The sequence below is a fragment of the Stenotrophomonas genospecies 5 genome, assembly GCF_054473825.1.
Genome location: NZ_JBTMUW010000001.1, coordinates 3,142,797 through 3,160,079, shown reverse-complemented (window position 1 = coordinate 3,160,079; position 17,283 = coordinate 3,142,797). Strand labels below are relative to the sequence as shown.

The window sequence follows — 17,283 nt, the reverse complement described above, 5'->3', positions numbered from 1 at the left end:
CCTGCCATGGGCAGAAGGTCATGCTGCCTTCCCGCACGGGCTTGGTTAGGATGGGGGCTGATCGCCACCGCACATGCTGCGGTGGCGGACCTGCCGTTTGCCGGGATCCTCCATGCGCCACCTGTTCGCTTCGCTTGCCCTCATGCTCGCCACCAGTACCGCCGCCCACGCTGAAAAACTGACGCTGGAAGCCATCACCGGTCCATTGCCGCTGTCCGGGCCGACCCTGATGAAGCCCAAGGTCGCTCCGGACGGTTCGCAGGTCAGCTTCCTGCGCGGCAAGGACAGCGACCGCAACCAGCTGGATCTGTGGACCTACGACATCGCCAGCGGCCAGACCCGCCTGCTGGTCGACTCCAAGGTGGTGCTGCCGGGCACCGAGACCCTCAGCGACGAGGAGAAGGCCCGCCGCGAGCGCCAGCGCATCGCGGCGATGACCGGCATCGTCGATTACCAGTGGTCGCCGGACGCACAGCGCCTGTTGTTCCCGCTCGGCGGCGAGCTCTACCTGTACGACCTGAAGCAGCAGGGTCCGGCAGCAGTACGCCAGCTGACCCACGGCGAAGGCTTTGCCACCGACGCCAAGCTGTCGCCGAAAGGCGGCTTCGTCAGCTTCATCCGCGGCCGCAACCTGTGGGTGATCGATCTGGCCAATGGCAGCCAGCTGCAGCTGACCGGCGATGGCAGCGCCACCATCGGCAACGGTGTGGCCGAGTTCGTGGCCGACGAGGAAATGGACCGCCACACCGGCTACTGGTGGGCGCCGGATGATTCGGCCATCGCCTTCGCCCGCATCGACGAAGCACCGGTACCGGTACAGAAGCGCTACGAGGTCTATGCAGACCGCACCGATGTCATCGAACAGCGTTACCCGGCCGCCGGCGATGCCAATGTGCGCGTGCAGCTGGGCGTGATCGCGCCGGCCGCCGCGGCACAACCGCGCTGGATCGACCTGGGCAAGGAACAGGACATCTACCTGGCGCGCGTGGATTGGCGTGATGCCCAGCACCTGACGTTCCAGCGCCAGTCGCGTGACCAGAGGCAGCTGGATCTGGTGGAAGTGGCATTGGACTCAAACCGTCAGCGCGTGCTTGCCCATGAAACCAGCCCCACCTGGGTGCCACTGCACAACAGCCTGCGCTTCCTGCAGGACGGCAGCATGCTGTGGTCGTCCGAGCGTACCGGCTTCCAGCATCTGTACCGCATCGACAGCACGGGCAAGGCCACCGCGCTGACCCACGGTGACTGGCCCGTGGATGAACTCCTGGCTGTGGATGAAGCGGCCGGCAAGGCCTATTTCCGCGCCGGCATCGAGACGTCGCGCGAGAGCCAGATCTACTCCGTCCCGCTGCAGGGCGGACAGGCGCCACAGCGGCTGTCCAAGGCGCCGGGCATGCACAGCGCCAGCTTCGCGCGCAACGCCAGTGTCTATGTCGACAGCTGGTCCAACAGCACCACACCGCCGCAGATCGAGCTGTACCGCGCCAACGGTGAGAAGATCGCGACGCTGGTGGACAATGATCTGGCCGATCCCAAGCATCCCTACGCGCGCTATCGCGATGCGCAGCGACCGGTCGAATTCGGCACCCTGACCGCTGCCGATGGCCGGACACCGCTCAACTACAGCCTGATCAAGCCTGCCGGCTTCGATCCCTCCAAGCGCTATCCGGTGGCGGTGTACGTCTATGGCGGCCCGGCCAGCCAGACCGTCACCGACAGCTGGCCCGGACGTGGCGATCATCTGTTCAACCAGTACCTGGCGCAGCAGGGCTACGTGGTGTTCTCGCTCGACAACCGTGGCACCCCACGGCGTGGCCGTGAGTTCGGCGGCGCGCTCTATGGCAGGCAGGGCACGGTGGAGGTGACCGACCAGCTGCGCGGCGTGGCATGGCTGAAGCAGCAGCCCTGGGTCGACCCCGCGCGCATCGGCGTGCAAGGCTGGTCCAACGGCGGTTACATGACCCTGATGCTGCTGGCCAAGGCGTCCGACAGCTATGCCTGCGGCGTGGCCGGTGCACCGGTCACCGACTGGGGGCTGTACGACAGCCATTACACCGAACGCTACATGGATCTGCCGGCACGCAACGAGGCCGGTTATCGCGAAGCGCGCGTGCTGACCCACATCGACGGACTGCGCTCACCCCTGCTGCTGATCCACGGCATGGCCGATGACAACGTGCTGTTCACCAATTCGACCAGCCTGATGAGTGCGCTGCAGAAGCGCGGCCAGCCCTTCGAACTGATGACCTACCCGGGCGCCAAGCATGGCCTGTCCGGTGCCGATGCGCTGCACCGCTACCGTGTGGCGGAAGCGTTCCTGGGACGTTGCCTGAAACCCTGAGTCACAACCGGGAAGGAGCCCGCCGATGAACCACCTGCCACCCCCTGTTCCTGGCCATCCCGCCCATCCCCCCGGCTGGTGGCGCCGTCACTGGCGATGGGCGATGCCACTGACCGTGGTGGTGTTCCTGGGCGTACTGGGCGGTTCCGCGGCATGGAGTGTGATGCGCTGGGGCGAAGCCGCACGCGAGAGTCCGCCGATGCGTGAGGCGATGCGGCGCGCCGGATGCAGCATCGAGCTGGTGGAGGCCTTCGGCGAACCGCTGCGCGCCGGCTCGCTGCCATTGGGCAGCATGCAGACCGCGATCACCGGTGAGCGCGATGTGGGCCTGACCGTGTCGCTGGAAGGGGCCCATGCGCACGGTCGCCTGTTCGTGCAGGGCATCCGCCGCGACGATGTCTGGGACTACCCGGTGATGTATGTGCTGGGTGCGGACAAACAGACCTTCGATCTGACCGCGCTGGACGATGAGGAGGCTGCGCAGGAGTGCGAACTGCAGGCCTGCCGCGAGCGCGGTGGCTGCCCGATGACGGCCGCGTTCTGACCGGCGCCATGACTTCCCACCGATTGTCGCCATCGCCATGAGCGCGTAGGGTGCGGGCAACCCTGTCCTGGAGTGCTTCATGAAGCCGATCGCGCTGGCCGTCGCCCTGGCCCTGACCGCTGCACCGCTGCTGTCCGCCCCCCCGGCCCTGGCCGCACCGGCCGCCAAGGCCACCACGCCTGCCAGCCCCGCCTGGGTCGCGCGCAGCAATGCGCTGGCGCAGATCCTGCTCGACGCGCAGGGACCGTTCCAGCCCGAGCAGACCGGCTTCTTCGGCGTGCCGGGCTATGACGACAAGGTGGCCGACCTCGGCCCGGACAATGGCGCGCGCTACCGTGCCGCGACCGCCAAGGCGCGCGACGAGCTGCAGACCCGGCTGGCTACGGAGAAGGATCCCAACGTCCGCCAGGACCTGCAGATCATGATCCACGCCGCCAACCAGAACATCGAGGGCAGCGAGCTCAACGACAAGTACCTGCTGCCGTGGACCGATGCGCCGCAGACGGTGTTCAGCGGCCTCAATCTTCTGCTGTCCGACCAGGTGCCGGCCGAGCGCCGGGCCAAGGCGCTTGATCGCCTCAAGGCGTACGCCGGGCTGACGCCGGGCGGCACCGCCTTCACCACGCTGGCGCGCCAGCGCTACGAAGAACGCCTGAAGGACAGCGCGCTGCTGCAGCCGACGAAGATCGAAGTGCAGCAGTCGCTGGACAATGTCGAGACCTACATCAGCGGCATCGAGTCGCTGCTGAAGAAGTACCAGATCAGCGGCGCCGATGAAGCGATGAGGGCCCTGGCGGGGCAGATGAAGGAGTACGCGGCCTGGACGCGCAAGGAGGTGCTGCCGAAGGCGCGTACCGACACGCGCCTGCCGGCGCCGCTCTACGCATACCAGCTCAAGCAGGTCGGCATCGACATCGACCCGAAGCTGCTGATGCAGCGTGCCCAGCTGGAGTTCATGGAAACCCGCTCGGCGATGCAGCAGCTGGCGCCGCTGGTGGTGAAGGAGAAGGGCCTGAAGGTCGCCGACCCGACCGATCCGGTCGCCGTGATCCGCGCACTGAAGGCCGACAAGATCGCCGACGACCAGCTCGAAGGCCACTATCGCAAGGTGATCGACGCCATCGATCCACTGATCCGCGAGCACGGCATTGTCGACGTGCCCAAGCGCGCCATGCAGATGCGCCTGGGTTCGGCTGCCGAGAGCGCCGCCAGCCCGGCACCGCATTTCCTGCCGGCACCGCTGGTGAACAACACCGGGCAGCAGGGCACCTTCGTACTGCCATTGGGCAACCCGGCGGCCGGTGCCGGCGCCCAGTACGACGACTTCAACTTTGGTGCGGCCGCGTGGACCCTAAGCGCACATGAGGGCCGTCCCGGCCATGAGCTGCAGTTCACCGCGATGGTCGAGCGGGGCGTCTCGCTCGCGCGCACCATGTTCGCGTTCAATTCGGTGAACGTGGAAGGCTGGGCGCTGTACGCCGAAGCGGAGATGGTGCCGTACGAGCCTCTGGACGGGCAGATGATCGCCCTGCAGTTCCGCCTGCTGCGCGCCGCGCGCGCGATGCTTGATCCGATGCTCAACCTCGGCCTGACCGACCGTGCAAACGGCGAACGGGTGCTGATCGAACAGGTCGGCCTGTCCAAGGCCATGGCCACCCAGGAGCTGGACCGCTACACCGTGCGCATGCCTGGCCAGGCGGGCAGCTACTTCTATGGCTACACCCGCATCCTGGAGCTGCGCATGCAGACCGAACTGGCACTGGGCGCGAAGTTCGACCGCCTGGCGTTCAACAACTTCCTGCTCGACCAGGGCCTGCTGCCGCCGGATCAGCTGGCCGACGCAGTGAACCAGGTGTTCGTGCCGAAGTACCGGAAGAAGTAACGGTAGCGCCGGGCCATGCCCGGCGAGCGCAGCGGGGAAGAGCGAAATGCCGCCGGGCACGGCCCGGCGCTACCCGCGGTGACGCTGCTGCGTCACCGCTGTGGCGTGATCACCTGGGTCGGCAACCGTGCCGGCGGCGCCGGGTTCGGCACCCAGATCGCCACGCCTGCGGCGCGCTTCTGCGTGGTCGGAATACCAATGCCGAGACCGCCGCCCACATGCGAACCATAGCTGCCGGCGCCCACGGACATGCCCACCGGCGAGCCGCTGCTGCCCACGCCCATCAGCACTACGCCGTTGGCGCCCAGTGCTGCGGCTTCGCGCTTCAGCCGCGCCACGGCGGCGTCGGTCTGGCCCTGGGTGCCGAAGCCCACCGCCGAGGCGGATTCCAGCTGGGCGATCTCCTGCGAGCCGGCCGGCGGCGTTGAATAGATCTGCACCTGTGCCGGGTCGATCGGCGCCCGCGCGCGGCCCAGCATGACCTTGGAGGTGCTGGCACAACCGGCGGCGGCCAGCAGCATGGCCGCCAGTGCGGCCCAACGGATGTTCATGGCAATACCCCTGCAGGACTGGATGGGATCATCGGTGGGCCACTCTGAATCGGCGCCAACGCCCTGTGCGCTGGGCATCCAGACGCTAGCACGGCCGAGGTGAGCGGCCCGCCAACGGGAGTAGGCGACGGCGGCCGGAACGTCTATGGTTGGGGCCGGGAACCAACTGCGGGAGAGCGGCGATGGGTGTGATCAGTCTGTTGTGGGGTGTATTGGCGCTGCTGTGGATGATCCTGGCGCTGATACCGCTGCTGGGCTGGGGCAACTGGTTCCTCATTCCGTTCGCTGCGGTCGGCGCGGTGATCGCCGCGCTGGGCATCCTGTTCACCCACCCGAGCAAGCGCGGCCGGGCCTGGGCCGGCCTGGTCCTGAACGGCATCGTGGTGGTGGTGGGCATCCTGCGCCTGGGCCTGGGCGGTGGCGTGATCTGAACCTGCGGCCGGGTGCGACCGGGCGTCGCAGGGCTGCGGCCCGCAGCCGGGCAGGGGCGTACAATGAACGGCTGCGCGAGCCTGCGCGTGCCTGTGAATCCGCGCCCGGCGCGGCTGCCCCATGATCATCCGACCTCGTCCCCACGGCTGGCAACTGCTGTACATCCTGCGCGGATCGATCGTTCCGGCGATCGCACCGAAGGTGCTGGCCATCCTGATCCTGTCCATCGCCGTCGCCGCGGTGGTGGAACTGGCGCCGCCGATCGGCATCGAGCGCGTCTCGGTCACGCCGTTCACCCTGCTGGGCCTGGTCCTGTCGATCTTCCTGAGCTTCCGCAACAGCGCCTGCTACGAGCGCTGGTGGGAAGGCCGCAAGCTGTGGGGGCAGCTGGTGTTCGAATCGCGCTCACTGGCCCGGCAGGTGAACCTGCTGCTGGTGGATGACGCAGGCCGCCGCCGTCGCATCGCCTATCTGGCCACCGCCTTCGCCCATGCGCTGGCCGCCCGCCTGCGCGGCCGCATCGTGGCGCTGGCGGCCCTGCCGTGGCTGGACAAGCGCCAGCGTGCGCAGCTGGCCGAGCGCGAGAACGTACCCGATGCATTGCTGGCGATGATCGCCGCCGAACTGGCGCAGGCGCTGCGCAGCGGCGATCTCGATCCGATCCTGTACGCCCAGCTGGAAGACCGCCTGCATGCGATGTCCTCGATCCAGGCAGGCTGCGAGCGCATCCTGAACACGCCGCTGCCGTTCGCCTACACCCTGCTGCTGCACCGCTGCGCGTGGATGTTCTGTGTGCTGCTGCCGTTCGGCCTGGCCAGTTCGCTGGGCTGGGGCACGCCGGTGCTGTCGGCGGTGCTGGCCTACGCCTTCTTCGGCCTGGACCAGCTTGGCGAAGAAATGGAAGATCCGTTCGGCCTGGAGCCGAACGATCTGCCGCTGGACGCGCTGGTACGCACGATCGAGATCGACCAGCTCGACGCGCTCGGTGAACGCCCCCTGCCCGAACCCCTGCTGCCGCAGGGCTACCTGTTGCACTAGCCACTCCTCGGAGCCTGCCATGCCTCATCCCCACTACCGCCCGCGGCGCATGCGCCATGACGAGTTCTCACGCCGCCTCATGCGCGAGAACACGCTGACCACCGACGATCTGATCTATCCGGTGTTCGTGCACGAACCGGCCGGCCGCACCGCTGTGCCGTCGATGCCCGGTGTGGAGCGGTTGTCCATCGAGGAACTGCTGAAAGTGGCCGAAGAGGCGCTGGAGCTGGGCATCCCGGTGATCGATCTGTTCCCGGTGATCGACGCCTCGCAGAAGTCGCTGGATGCCTCGGCGGCATGGGCGGAGGACGGACTGGCGCAGCGTGCGATCCGCGCCCTGAAGTCGCGCTTCCCGGAGCTGGGCGTGATGACCGATGTGGCGCTGGACCCCTATACCACCCACGGCCAGGACGGCATCATCGATGACAAGGGCTACGTGCTCAACGACATCACGGTCGAAGCGCTGGTCAAGCAGTCGTTGTCGCATGCCGAAGCCGGCGCGGACATCGTCTCGCCGTCGGACATGATGGATGGCCGCATCGGCGCGATCCGCCGTGCGCTCGATGCCGACCATCACCTCAATGTGCGCATCATGGCCTACTCGGCCAAGTACGCCTCGGCCTTCTACGGCCCGTTCCGCGACGCGGTGGGCAGCGCGGCCAGCCTCGGCAAGGCGGACAAGAAGACCTACCAGATGGACCCGGCCAACGGCGACGAGGCGATGCGCGAGATCGCGCTGGATCTGGAAGAGGGCGCTGACATGGTGATGGTCAAGCCGGGCATGCCGTATCTGGATCTGGTGCGTCGCGTGAAGGAACAGTTCGGCGTGCCCACCTTCGCCTACCAGGTCAGTGGCGAGTACGCGATGATGAAAGCGGCGTTCGCCAATGGCTGGCTGGACGAGCGCGCCTGCGTGATGGAGTCGCTGCTTGGTTTCAAGCGCGCCGGCGCCGATGGCGTGCTGACCTATTTCGCGCCACAGGTGGCGCGCTGGCTGCGCGAGCGCTGACAATAGCGCCATCGATGGAGGGAGGAACGGCTGATGGGACCCGAACTGGGATGGATGCAATGGCTGATCTGGGGCGTCGGCACGCTGGTGTTCGGTGCCGTCATCGTCGGCGTGTTCATCGCAGCCTGGCGGGCGAGCAAACGCCCTCCCGAGCAGCTCTCCGCCGCCCGTCGGATCGCCCGTGAACAGTCCCTGCCGGACAGCGTGCAGGCCGAACTGGCCGCGCTCAACCAGCGCAAGGACAGGGGCCAGCTGAGCGAGGCGGACTACGAACAGCAGCGCGCCAAAGTGCTGTCGCGCTGATTGCGGTGCCCGGGCCGGGATCTACCGCATGCACCCGGCCACGGCAGGCACTTTCGGTACCGCCAACCGGTAGAGATCCACGCCCCCGGCACGCGGCGCCTTCGCCGCACTGCTGGCGACCAGCATTTCCCCCGGCTTGGCGTTGTCGATCACCGGCGCACCGGTCCAGCCGCCTGCCTGGTTGAAGGACAGCCCCAGCGGCTGCAGCGCCACGCCGCTCCAGGCGCAGCCGGTGCTCCATACCTGCGCGCTCGTGCCGCTGCCACGACTGAACACCACGGCGCCGTCATTGCCCAGCCAGTCAGCGTCGGTCTCGTCATCGGCGCTGTTCAACGCGGCCAGCGCGGTGGCCGGGCCCCGCACGCCCTCGGCATCCAGGGTGGCCACGAACAGATCCCAACCGGCGCCACGGCCCTGCTGGCGCGCGAACAGCAGCCGCCGGCCATCCATGCTCAGCGCTGGACCGCGCTCTTCGTACCGCCCACGCTCGCCGCGCAGGGCCTGTGCGTTGCCAAGTTGGCCATCGCCGGTCACGGCGGCACGGTACAGCGCCAGCTGGCCTCCGGTACCCGCCGCGAACAGCAGCCAGCGGCCATCGCGGCTGAAGTAGGGATCCCGGGCCTCACCGCTGACGTCGACCGCCAGCGCCTGTGCCTGCTGCCAGCGGCCATCGATCAGGCGGGCCTGCCACAGGCCCCAGCCGCCCTCGCCGCGGCGGGCGAAAACGATGCGCTGGCCGTCGGCACTGATCGTGCCGCGAGCCTCGTCGGCACGGGTCGAGACCACGCCCATGCCTTCGATGCCGTACTCGTTCAACGCCATCGCCACGGGGGCAGAGAGTAGACTGGCGGCAAGCACCAGCAGGGTCGGGGTGATGCGCATCATCCGGGTCCGTACACGAAAGAGCATCAGTCTAGCCAGCTTGAGGAATCCATGACCGACCGTTACGCCGTCTTCGGACACCCCGTCGCCCACTCGAAGTCGCCGCAGATCCACGCGACGTTCGGTCGCCAGGAAGGCATCGCCATCGACTACCGCACGATCGACCTTGCCCCCGACGCCTTCCTCGCCGGCCTGGAAGCATTCGCCGCCGAAGGTGGTGTCGGTGCCAACGTCACCCTGCCGCACAAGGAAGCCGCGTTTGCGGTCTGCACTACGCTGACGGCCCGTGCGCGCCGCGCCGGTTCGGTCAACACGCTGCTGCGCAAGGGCGAGCGCTGGCATGGTGACACCACCGACGGCATCGGCCTGGTGCGCGACCTGACCGACCGCCATGGCCTGGACCTGCGCGGCCGCCGGGTGCTGATGATCGGCGCCGGCGGCTCGGCCCGCAGCGTCGCCCCGGCGCTGCTCGATGCCGGCATCACCGAGCTGGTGGTGGTCAACCGTACGCCGGAACGCGCCGATGAACTGATCGACGCGATGGGCGAGCCGGGCCGCGCCATCAGCCGCTACTGGGAAGACCTGCGCGAGCTGGGTGACTTCGAGCTGATCGTCAACGCCACCTCTGCCGGCCGTGACCGCGACGTGGAGTTCAAGCTGCCGCTGTCGCTGGTCAATTCGATGACCACCGCAGTCGACCTGAACTACGGCGAGGCGGCCATCGCGTTCCTGGCCTGGGCGCGTGCGGCGCAGTGCCGCAATACCGTCGATGGCCTGGGCATGCTGGTCGAGCAGGCCGCCGAGAGCTTCCTGCAGTGGCATGGTGTGCGCCCGCAGACCGACGAGATCTACCAGCAGCTGCGGCAGGGCGCCCTGGCGCTGGCCGGCGAGGACTGAGCGATGGACAACATGACCCTGCTGGTGACGGTGCTGAGCATGGTGGGCGTGCGCCTGCCGGTGCTGATTGCGCTGTGCGTGGGTCTGGTGTGGGTGGTGGGCGCGCCGCGCGATGCCACCCGCAGCGGCGCGCTGGCCGGGCTGCTGCTGTTGCTGCTGGCCAGCCTCGGCAGCATGGCAGCGGGCATCCTGCCGATGTGGATGGTCAGCAGCGGTGACTTCAGCGCGGTTTCGAGCATGAGCGCCATCCTGGGCGTGCTGCATTTCGCTCTGGCGATGGTGGAAGCGATCGGCATGGTGCTGCTGGTCTGGGCGCTGGTGCGCCTGCTGCGCCAGCGGCCGCCTGTGGTAGGCCGGTAAGGTCGTGCCGTGCATGGCCCGGCGCGACCGTCGATGGGCGGGTAGCGCCGGGCCATGCCCGGCGGAAGCGCCGCATCTGCCCCGGCGCTGTACGGCCATCCAGCCCATGACCGCCAAGGCCCGACGCCGCTGACCCTGTTCAGCGCACGCGCCTCGGTCCCGGCCGCCGGCCATGCGACAATGACCGGCCTGATCCAGCCACGGTAGTTCCCGGCGTGACCGAAACCGTCGCCGCTCCGCGCACGCTCGATGAGCCCTTGAAGGACGCGATCCGCAAGGCCTATACGACGCTGCAGGCCAACACTCCCGGCTTTTCCACGCGCCGCTCGCAGAGCCAGATGATCGGCGTGGTGTCGCGCGCGTTGTCGAAAAGCGGTGGCGTGGGCGTGGTCGAGGCACCCACCGGCGTCGGCAAGAGCCTGGGCTACCTGACCGCCGGCGTGCCGATCGCGCTGGCCAGCAAGAAGAAGCTGGTGATCAGTACCGGTACCGTGGCGCTGCAGTCGCAGCTGGTCGAGCGCGACATCCCGAACTTCCTCAAGGCCACCGGACTGGAAGCGACCGTGGCCCTGGCCAAGGGCCGCACCCGCTACCTGTGCACGCGCAATGCCGCCGAGGCCCAGGGCGAGGGCTCGCAGGGCGGCATGTTCGAGGATGACGCGCCCCTGTTCGACCGGCCGCTGGCGCCGATCGAAATGGACATCGCCAAGCGCCTGACCGACGCCTTCACCAGTGGCAGTTGGGATGGCGACATTGACAACGCACCGGAGACCATCAGCCCGGGCCTGCGTGGCCGCATCACCACGCCGGCGTCGGGTTGTGCCGGGCGGCGCTGTGCGTATTCGGCGCAGTGCGCGGTGCTGCGCTCGCGCAACACCGTGCGTGATGCGCAGATCGTGGTGACCAATCACGCGCTGCTGCTGTCGGCGCTGTCGATCGGCGACAGTGACAATGGCCAGCCGTTGATCGCCGCGCCCTCGGAGATGCTGCTGGTGCTGGACGAGGGCCATCACATCGGCAACGTCGCCATCGACCAGGGCGCGGCCAGCCTGGCGCTGGACGAGATGGCCAAACGCACCGGCCGCCTGCAGATCCTGATTGCCGGCGCGTATCGTGCGGTCGACAAGGACCGCCTCGGCAACCTGCTGCCGAACGAAGCCATCGACGTCGCCAGCAACGTGGCCAAGCAGCTGCGCGCATTCCGCGACCAGGTCGAAGCGGTGTGGATGCCAGCGCCGGCCGACGAGGAACCGATGTGGCGCGCGGCCAACGGTCGCTTGCCGGAAGCGTGGCGCGAGCCGATCGAAGCGCTGGCCGACGATACCCGCAGCCTCTACAACTGGGCGCATGCCGCCACCGCGCAGGTGGCCAAGGGCAAGCCGGACGACCCGGCGCGTGAACGCCTGCAGCGCAACCTCGGCATGGCGCTGGAGATGATCGAGCAGCAGTACAACCTCTGGCAGGCCTGGCGCCGTGAGGACAAGGACGGTGCGCCGCCGATGGCGCGCTGGGTCACCGCCACCCGCGACGGCGATCTGGTCCTGCATGGCTCACCGGTCTCGGCCGCGCATGTGCTGCGCAAGCTGCTGTGGGACGAGGTGGATTCGGTGGTGATGACCTCGGCGACGCTGACCGGCGGTGGCGATTTCCGGTCGCTGGCGATCGACAATGGCATTCCCGAGGAAGCCGAGATGGTTTCGCTGTCCTCGCCGTTCGACCTGCCGAACCAGGCCGAGCTGATCGTGCCGAAGTTCCCGGTCACGCCCGACGACCGCGAAGGCCATCCCCGCGAGGTGGCGCGCTACCTCGACACGGAGCTGGACTGGGCCAAGGGCTCGATGGTGCTGTTCACCTCGCGCTGGAAGATGGAGAAGGTGGCCGGACTGATGCCTGCCTCGCGCCGCAAGCAGGTGCTGGTACAGGGCGAGATGTCCAAGACCCGGCTGATCGACGAACACCTGCGGCGCGTGGCGGCGGGCGAGGGCTCGGTGCTGTTCGGGCTGAACTCGTTCGGCGAGGGCCTCGACCTGCCCGGTGAAGCCTGCACCACGGTGGTGATCACCCAGGTACCGTTCGCGGTGCCGACCGATCCGCAGACCGCCACCCTGAGCGAGTGGTTCGAGGCGCGTGGACTCAACGCGTTCAACCTGATCGCCATTCCACACGCGCTGCGCACGCTGACCCAGTTCGCCGGCCGCCTGATCCGCACCTCCACCGATACCGGGCGCGTGGTCATCCTCGATTCGCGGCTGCTGACCCGCCGTTACGGCAAGCGCATCATCGACGCACTGCCGCCGTTCAAGCGCGTGATCGGCTGAGACGGGGTCGGACCCCTTCCGCAGGAAGGGCTCTGACCCCCGCAAGCACGTCCCCCTCAGCCCCCTTCCGGTTTCCTGCAGGCCTGGTCGCCCATCGCAGTGGGGTAGTCGCGTTCAAAACAGCGCAACAACCCGTCGAGGACCTCCAGGTTCGGCGGCCACGGCACATCCACCTCCTGGCCTGCCGGCGTGGTGAAGTGGTATCGCCCGTTCTTGACGGCCTCCGCGAGCACCTCCGGCGTGGGAATTTCAACCAGCGTCGCACGGGCCTTCTCCAGCGCAGCGCGATCGCGCTGCAGGAAGGCGATCGTGCCGTCCACGTAGGCGTTCCAGTAACCGGGGTCGGTGTCCTTGGGCTTGTAGGTTCGCTGCATCAGCGCAACTGCCTGCTTGTACTGGCCCGCCTCGGCGCGCATCTGGCCCTCATGCCAGAGAATCGTGGTGTTGCCTGCAGCCTTGGGCAGTGCAGCGTAGGCGGCGAGCAGCTCAGCGGCCTCGCGGTGGCAGCCGCGGTCAGCCAACGGGCGCCACCCGCCTTCCAGATCCTGGTCGAACGCATCCGGTTCCATCGCCAGCATCGCATCGCGGTCGTAGCTGCAGTCCGGCGCCTTCGACGGTTCGGGTGGGGCGCCCAACGCAGCGGCCAGGGCAAGCGAAAGCAACGTCATCACAACCTCCGTGTCGGTGAGTACCCGGACACCGTAGCAGATCGTACGGGTAGTACCGGCCGCTGGCCGGCAGCCTCGAAGATTGGACTGATACTGCGCGATTGCACGCGCGGCGAGTCACATGCACGGCTGGACCATCATTGCGATCCACAGTGACTGGAATGCTGTGCCGGGATCGGAGCCCTTTCTGCGAAAGGGATCCGACCCCACGGCAATTCAATCGCCCAGCAGCGCGGTGTTGCGTACGGCGCCCTTGTCGGCGCTGGTGGCCAGCAGGGCGTAGGCCTTCAACGCGCTGGTGACCTTGCGTGGGCGCGCCTCACGCGGCTTCCATCCCAACGCATCCTGCTCGGCACGGCGCCCATCCAACGTCGCCGCATCCACCAGCAGATCAATCCGCCGCGCCGGAATATCAATGCGGATGCGGTCGCCGTCGCGTACCAGCCCGATCGCACCGCCCGCTGCCGCCTCCGGCGAGGCATGCCCGATCGACAACCCGGACGTACCGCCCGAGAAGCGCCCGTCGGTCAGCAGTGCACACTGCTTGCCCAGGCCCTTCGATTTCAGGTAGCTGGTGGGGTACAGCATCTCCTGCATGCCGGGGCCGCCTTTCGGGCCTTCGTAGCGGATGACCACCACGTCGCCCGCCTTCACTTCGTCGGCGAGGATGCCGGCCACGGCCGCGTCCTGGCTCTCGAACACGCGCGCGCTGCCTTCGAACACGTGGATGGATTCATCCACGCCTGCGGTCTTCACCACGCAACCGTCTTCGGCCAGATTGCCGCGCAGTACGGCCAGTCCGCCTTCTGCCGAGTAGGCATGCGCGACGCTGCGGATGCAGCCTTCGGCGCGGTCCACGTCCAGCGTGGGCCAGCGCGTGGCCTGGCTGAAAGCCACCTGGGTGGGGATGCCGGCCGGGCCGGCACGGAAGAAGTCGTGCACGCTTGATTCGCTGCTGACCGCCACATCCCAGCGCTCGAGAGCATCGGCCAGGGTGCGGCTGTGCACGGTCGGCACGGTGGTATCCAACAGGCCGCCACGCGCCAGTTCGCCCAGGATGCCGTACACGCCACCCGCGCGGTGCACGTCTTCCATGTGGTACCTGGGCGTGTTCGGCGCCACCTTGCACAGCTGCGGCACGCGCCGTGACAGCGCATCGATGTGGGTCAGGTCGAAGTCCACTTCGGCTTCCCGCGCGGCGGCCAGCAGGTGCAGGATGGTATTGGTCGATCCGCCCATGGCGATGTCCAGGGTCATCGCATTGGCGAACGCGGCCTGCGTGGCGATGCCCCGCGGCAGCGCGCTTTCTTCCTCGCCGCCGTACCAGCGGTGGCACAGTTCGACGATCAGGCGGCCCGCGCGCAGGAACAGCTGTTCGCGGTCGGCATGGGTGGCCAGGGTGGAGCCGTTGCCCGGCAGCGACAGGCCCAGCGCTTCGGTCAGGCAGTTCATCGAGTTGGCGGTGAACATGCCCGAACAGGAGCCGCAGGTGGGGCAGGCGCTGCGCTCGAACTCGGCCACCTTTTCATCGCTGGCGCTCTCGTCGGCGGCGATGACCATCGCATCGACCAGATCCAGCTTGTGCTCGGACAGCCGGGTCTTGCCCGCTTCCATCGGCCCGCCGGACACGAACACCACCGGGATGTTCAGGCGCAGTGCGGCCATCAGCATGCCAGGGGTGATCTTGTCGCAGTTGGAAATGCACACCAGCGCATCGGCGCAGTGCGCGTTGACCATGTACTCGACCGAGTCGGCGATGATCTCGCGGCTGGGCAGTGAATACAGCATGCCGTCGTGGCCCATCGCGATACCGTCGTCCACGGCGATCGTGTTGAACTCCTTGGCGACGCCGCCGACCTTCTCGATCTCGCGCGCGACCAGCTGGCCGAGGTCCTTCAGGTGCACGTGGCCCGGTACGAACTGGGTGAACGAGTTGGCGATGGCGATGATCGGCTTGTGGAAATCGCCGTCCTTCATGCCGGTGGCACGCCACAGGGCGCGGGCGCCGGCCATGTTGCGGCCGGCGGTGGAGGTACGGGAGCGGTATTCGGGCATGGCTGGCGGAACGGGCGGGCCGTACGACATGGGGTGTCGGACGATCATCGCCAATTTTTTCGGTTGCTGCTGCAACCACCGCTCGCCTGCGCGGCGCCGCCGGGCGATGCGGCGATGGCGGATCGGGCCTGACGAAAATGAAACGCCGTTCATCTTTCGGACTTTGCCGATTCCGGTTGTTGGCCCGGATCGGGCATCATTGGGGTATTGATCCGCTGCTTGAGGCATGAGGCCATGAAACGTTCCCGCACCACCGCGCTGCTGCTGATGAGCGCCGCACCGCTGCTGTTCACCGCCTGCCAGAAGGAGCCGGAGGTGAAGGTGCAGGAAGGCCTGTTCACTTCGGTCGAGGCCTGCACCGAGGCCACCGGTGATCCGTCGTCGTGCCGCAACGCGTTCGCCGAGGCGCAGAAGCAGGCCGCCGACGCTGCGCCGAAGTACGCCACCAAGGAAGCCTGCGAGCAGGACTACAAGCCCGAGCAGTGCGTGCAGCAGCACACGTCGGCAGGTACCTCGTTCATCGGCCCGATGATGATGGGCTTCTTCATGTCCCAGATGCTGAGCAACCGCGGTGGCCTGGCCCCGCAGGCGCCGGCGTCGGCACCGGCCTACCAGGACAAGAATGCGGGTTGGGCGCGTTCGGCCCCGGGCGGTACGGGGGGCCTGAATACCGCCAGCGGCATCGGCGCCGGCAAGGCTGGCCTGGCACCGGTCACCAGCGAGCCGAACCGTGCCGTTACCGCCAGCCGGGGTGGCTTCGGCAACACCAGCGCGCGTCGCAGCACCAGCGGCAGCTACGGCGGCTGATCGACCCATGCAGCGTATCCGTATCGCCGAGCGCGCCCACTGGCGGGCGCGCGCGGAGGAAGCCGGTTTCCGCTTCCACACCATCGACGGCCAGCCGTACTGGGATGAAAGCGCGTATTACGCCTTCACCCTGCGCCAGATCGAACAGGACATCGAAGATCCCAGCGCCGAGCTGCACCAGATGGCGCTCGACCTTGTGGGCGACGTGGTGGCCAGCGAGCGGCTGATGGACCAGCTGGCGATTCCCGCGCATTACCGCGACTGGATCGCCGACAGCTGGCGCCAGCGCCAGCCGCATCTGTACGGCCGGCTCGATCTGGCCTATGACGGTACCGGTCCGGCCAAGCTGTACGAGCTGAACTACGACACGCCAACCTCGCTGTTCGAGGCCAGTTTCTTCCAGTGGCAGTGGCTGGAGGACCAGCGCAACGCCGGCCGCCTGCCGCAGCATGCCGACCAGTTCAACGCCATCCATGAGGCACTGGTCGAACGGTTCGGCGAGCTCGCCGGCCGCCTGCCGCCACCGCTGTACTTCAGCGCCGTGGGCAGTTCGGAAGAGGACCGCGGCACGGTGGAATACCTGCGCGACTGTGCTTCGCAGGCAGGCCTGCACGGGCAGGGCATCGCCATCGAAGACATCGGCCTGTCCGCGGATGGCCGCTTCACCGCGCTGGACGATTCGGTGATCGGCACGCTGTTCAAGCTGTATCCGCTGGAAGACCTGATGGCCGAGGAGTTTGGCCGCGCGCTGCCCGGCTCGGGCGTGCAGCTGCTGGAACCGGCATGGAAGGCGGTGCTGAGCAACAAGGGCATCCTGCCATTGCTGTGGCAGCGCAATGTCGGCCACCCGAACCTGCTGGAGGCGCACTTCGACGACGGCAGCGCGCTGGCCACCGGATGGGTGCGCAAGCCGCTGTTCTCGCGCGAAGGCGCCAACATCGAAATGCACCTGGCCGATGGCAGCACCCAGCGCAGCGACGGCCCCTACGATGGACCGGCGATCATCCAGCGCGCGCATCCGCTGACCCGCTTCGAAGGCGGTTATCCGCTGATCGGCAGCTGGGTGGTCGGTGACCACGCCTGCGGCATCGGCATCCGCGAGGACGACAGCGCGATCACCCGCGACAGCGCGCGCTTCGTACCGCACGCGATCGTTGACGAGGCGCCGACGCGGATCTACGTCTGAGCACGGTGCG

The 17,283-nt window shown here is 67.9% G+C and carries 16 protein-coding genes; 12 read left to right on the top strand and 4 right to left on the bottom strand.

Going from position 1 to position 17,283, the window contains the following annotated elements; translation table 11 throughout:
• The first annotated feature begins 112 nt into the window (after positions 1 to 112).
• The 3 genes from ACX9OW_RS14490 (at position 113) to ACX9OW_RS14480 (ending at position 4,767) form a co-directional block, all read left to right on the top strand.
• Positions 113 to 2,341, top strand: a complete 2,229-nt coding sequence (locus ACX9OW_RS14490) for a S9 family peptidase (RefSeq protein WP_164150492.1) — start codon at positions 113 to 115, stop codon at positions 2,339 to 2,341.
• 25 nt (positions 2,342 to 2,366) lie between these two features.
• On the top strand, positions 2,367 to 2,885 hold the full coding sequence (locus ACX9OW_RS14485) for a cytochrome c oxidase assembly factor Coa1 family protein (protein ID WP_053519580.1): 519 nt from the start codon (positions 2,367 to 2,369) through the stop codon (positions 2,883 to 2,885).
• A gap of 79 nt (positions 2,886 to 2,964) precedes the next feature.
• Entirely contained in the window at positions 2,965 to 4,767 is a 1,803-nt protein-coding gene (locus ACX9OW_RS14480) for a DUF885 domain-containing protein (RefSeq protein ID WP_346480506.1), read from the top strand.
• Between the two features lie 92 nt (positions 4,768 to 4,859).
• Here the strand turns inward: ACX9OW_RS14480 and ACX9OW_RS14475 are convergent, their stop codons facing one another.
• Positions 4,860 to 5,318 carry a hypothetical protein gene (locus ACX9OW_RS14475; RefSeq protein WP_053517962.1) on the bottom strand — a complete coding sequence of 153 codons (459 nt, stop codon included), beginning with the start codon at positions 5,316 to 5,318 and terminating at the stop codon, positions 4,860 to 4,862.
• 182 nt (positions 5,319 to 5,500) lie between these two features.
• On the opposite strand from ACX9OW_RS14475, the gene ACX9OW_RS14470 reads away from it, so the two are divergent.
• The 4 genes from ACX9OW_RS14470 to ACX9OW_RS14455 all read left to right on the top strand — a co-directional run bounded on the left by ACX9OW_RS14470 (position 5,501) and on the right by ACX9OW_RS14455 (position 8,100).
• Positions 5,501 to 5,749 carry a hypothetical protein gene (locus tag ACX9OW_RS14470; RefSeq protein ID WP_006475755.1) on the top strand — a complete coding sequence of 83 codons (249 nt, stop codon included), beginning with the start codon at positions 5,501 to 5,503 and terminating at the stop codon, positions 5,747 to 5,749.
• Positions 5,750 to 5,870: 121 nt separating this feature from the next.
• On the top strand, positions 5,871 to 6,788 hold the full coding sequence (locus ACX9OW_RS14465) for a bestrophin family protein (protein WP_111187206.1): 918 nt from the start codon (positions 5,871 to 5,873) through the stop codon (positions 6,786 to 6,788).
• A gap of 19 nt (positions 6,789 to 6,807) precedes the next feature.
• On the top strand, positions 6,808 to 7,797 hold the full coding sequence (hemB, locus tag ACX9OW_RS14460) for a porphobilinogen synthase (protein ID WP_053517964.1): 990 nt from the start codon (positions 6,808 to 6,810) through the stop codon (positions 7,795 to 7,797).
• Between the two features lie 33 nt (positions 7,798 to 7,830).
• Positions 7,831 to 8,100, top strand: a complete 270-nt coding sequence (locus tag ACX9OW_RS14455) for a hypothetical protein (protein WP_053517966.1) — start codon at positions 7,831 to 7,833, stop codon at positions 8,098 to 8,100.
• 21 nt (positions 8,101 to 8,121) lie between these two features.
• On the opposite strand, the gene ACX9OW_RS14450 is transcribed toward ACX9OW_RS14455, so the two are convergent.
• Positions 8,122 to 8,985 (bottom strand): TolB family protein, encoded by an 864-nt coding sequence (locus tag ACX9OW_RS14450; protein ID WP_459062484.1) that lies wholly within the window; start codon positions 8,983 to 8,985, stop codon positions 8,122 to 8,124.
• A 48-nt stretch (positions 8,986 to 9,033) separates the two neighbouring features.
• On the opposite strand from ACX9OW_RS14450, the gene aroE reads away from it, so the two are divergent.
• From aroE to dinG, 3 genes are all read left to right on the top strand, one after another.
• Positions 9,034 to 9,879 (top strand): shikimate dehydrogenase, encoded by an 846-nt coding sequence (aroE, locus tag ACX9OW_RS14445; RefSeq protein WP_459062426.1) that lies wholly within the window; start codon positions 9,034 to 9,036, stop codon positions 9,877 to 9,879.
• Between the two features lie 3 nt (positions 9,880 to 9,882).
• Complete coding sequence (locus ACX9OW_RS14440) at positions 9,883 to 10,239, top strand: hypothetical protein (RefSeq protein ID WP_065181457.1); 357 nt, start codon at positions 9,883 to 9,885, stop codon at positions 10,237 to 10,239.
• A gap of 215 nt (positions 10,240 to 10,454) precedes the next feature.
• Positions 10,455 to 12,557, top strand: coding sequence for an ATP-dependent DNA helicase DinG (gene dinG, locus ACX9OW_RS14435; protein WP_459062425.1), 2,103 nt, complete (start codon positions 10,455 to 10,457; stop codon positions 12,555 to 12,557).
• Positions 12,558 to 12,613: 56 nt separating this feature from the next.
• On the opposite strand, the gene ACX9OW_RS14430 is transcribed toward dinG, so the two are convergent.
• A complete protein-coding gene (locus ACX9OW_RS14430; RefSeq protein ID WP_346480508.1) occupies positions 12,614 to 13,225 on the bottom strand; it encodes a hypothetical protein in 612 nt (203 codons plus the stop codon).
• Positions 13,226 to 13,441: 216 nt separating this feature from the next.
• Positions 13,442 to 15,280, bottom strand: coding sequence for a dihydroxy-acid dehydratase (gene ilvD, locus ACX9OW_RS14425; protein ID WP_459062424.1), 1,839 nt, complete (start codon positions 15,278 to 15,280; stop codon positions 13,442 to 13,444).
• Between the two features lie 234 nt (positions 15,281 to 15,514).
• Here ilvD and ACX9OW_RS14420 point away from each other — a divergent pair, with 234 nt between their 5' ends.
• Together ACX9OW_RS14420 and ACX9OW_RS14415 are read left to right on the top strand one after the other, a co-directional pair.
• Positions 15,515 to 16,087, top strand: coding sequence for a DUF1190 domain-containing protein (locus ACX9OW_RS14420; protein WP_053517972.1), 573 nt, complete (start codon positions 15,515 to 15,517; stop codon positions 16,085 to 16,087).
• Between the two features lie 7 nt (positions 16,088 to 16,094).
• Positions 16,095 to 17,273, top strand: a complete 1,179-nt coding sequence (locus tag ACX9OW_RS14415; RefSeq protein WP_065174309.1) for a glutathionylspermidine synthase family protein — start codon at positions 16,095 to 16,097, stop codon at positions 17,271 to 17,273.
• Positions 17,274 to 17,283 lie beyond the last annotated feature (10 nt).

What these genes read in the sequence shown, in the direction of transcription:
- ACX9OW_RS14430 (WP_346480508.1), bottom strand. Translation starts at nt 13,225, where the DNA reads ATGACGTTGCTTTCGCTTGCCCTGGCCGCTGCGTTGGGCGCCCCACCC.
- ACX9OW_RS14450 (WP_459062484.1), bottom strand. Translation starts at nt 8,985, where the DNA reads ATGATGCGCATCACCCCGACCCTGCTGGTGCTTGCCGCCAGTCTACTC.
- hemB (WP_053517964.1), top strand. Translation starts at nt 6,808, where the DNA reads ATGCCTCATCCCCACTACCGCCCGCGGCGCATGCGCCATGACGAGTTC.
- ACX9OW_RS14415 (WP_065174309.1), top strand. Translation starts at nt 16,095, where the DNA reads ATGCAGCGTATCCGTATCGCCGAGCGCGCCCACTGGCGGGCGCGCGCG.
- ACX9OW_RS14475 (WP_053517962.1), bottom strand. Translation starts at nt 5,318, where the DNA reads ATGAACATCCGTTGGGCCGCACTGGCGGCCATGCTGCTGGCCGCCGCC.
- ACX9OW_RS14440 (WP_065181457.1), top strand. Translation starts at nt 9,883, where the DNA reads ATGGACAACATGACCCTGCTGGTGACGGTGCTGAGCATGGTGGGCGTG.
- ilvD (WP_459062424.1), bottom strand. Translation starts at nt 15,280, where the DNA reads ATGCCCGAATACCGCTCCCGTACCTCCACCGCCGGCCGCAACATGGCC.
- ACX9OW_RS14490 (WP_164150492.1), top strand. Translation starts at nt 113, where the DNA reads ATGCGCCACCTGTTCGCTTCGCTTGCCCTCATGCTCGCCACCAGTACC.
- ACX9OW_RS14485 (WP_053519580.1), top strand. Translation starts at nt 2,367, where the DNA reads ATGAACCACCTGCCACCCCCTGTTCCTGGCCATCCCGCCCATCCCCCC.
- ACX9OW_RS14465 (WP_111187206.1), top strand. Translation starts at nt 5,871, where the DNA reads ATGATCATCCGACCTCGTCCCCACGGCTGGCAACTGCTGTACATCCTG.
- ACX9OW_RS14455 (WP_053517966.1), top strand. Translation starts at nt 7,831, where the DNA reads ATGGGACCCGAACTGGGATGGATGCAATGGCTGATCTGGGGCGTCGGC.
- ACX9OW_RS14480 (WP_346480506.1), top strand. Translation starts at nt 2,965, where the DNA reads ATGAAGCCGATCGCGCTGGCCGTCGCCCTGGCCCTGACCGCTGCACCG.
- ACX9OW_RS14420 (WP_053517972.1), top strand. Translation starts at nt 15,515, where the DNA reads ATGAAACGTTCCCGCACCACCGCGCTGCTGCTGATGAGCGCCGCACCG.
- aroE (WP_459062426.1), top strand. Translation starts at nt 9,034, where the DNA reads ATGACCGACCGTTACGCCGTCTTCGGACACCCCGTCGCCCACTCGAAG.
- ACX9OW_RS14470 (WP_006475755.1), top strand. Translation starts at nt 5,501, where the DNA reads ATGGGTGTGATCAGTCTGTTGTGGGGTGTATTGGCGCTGCTGTGGATG.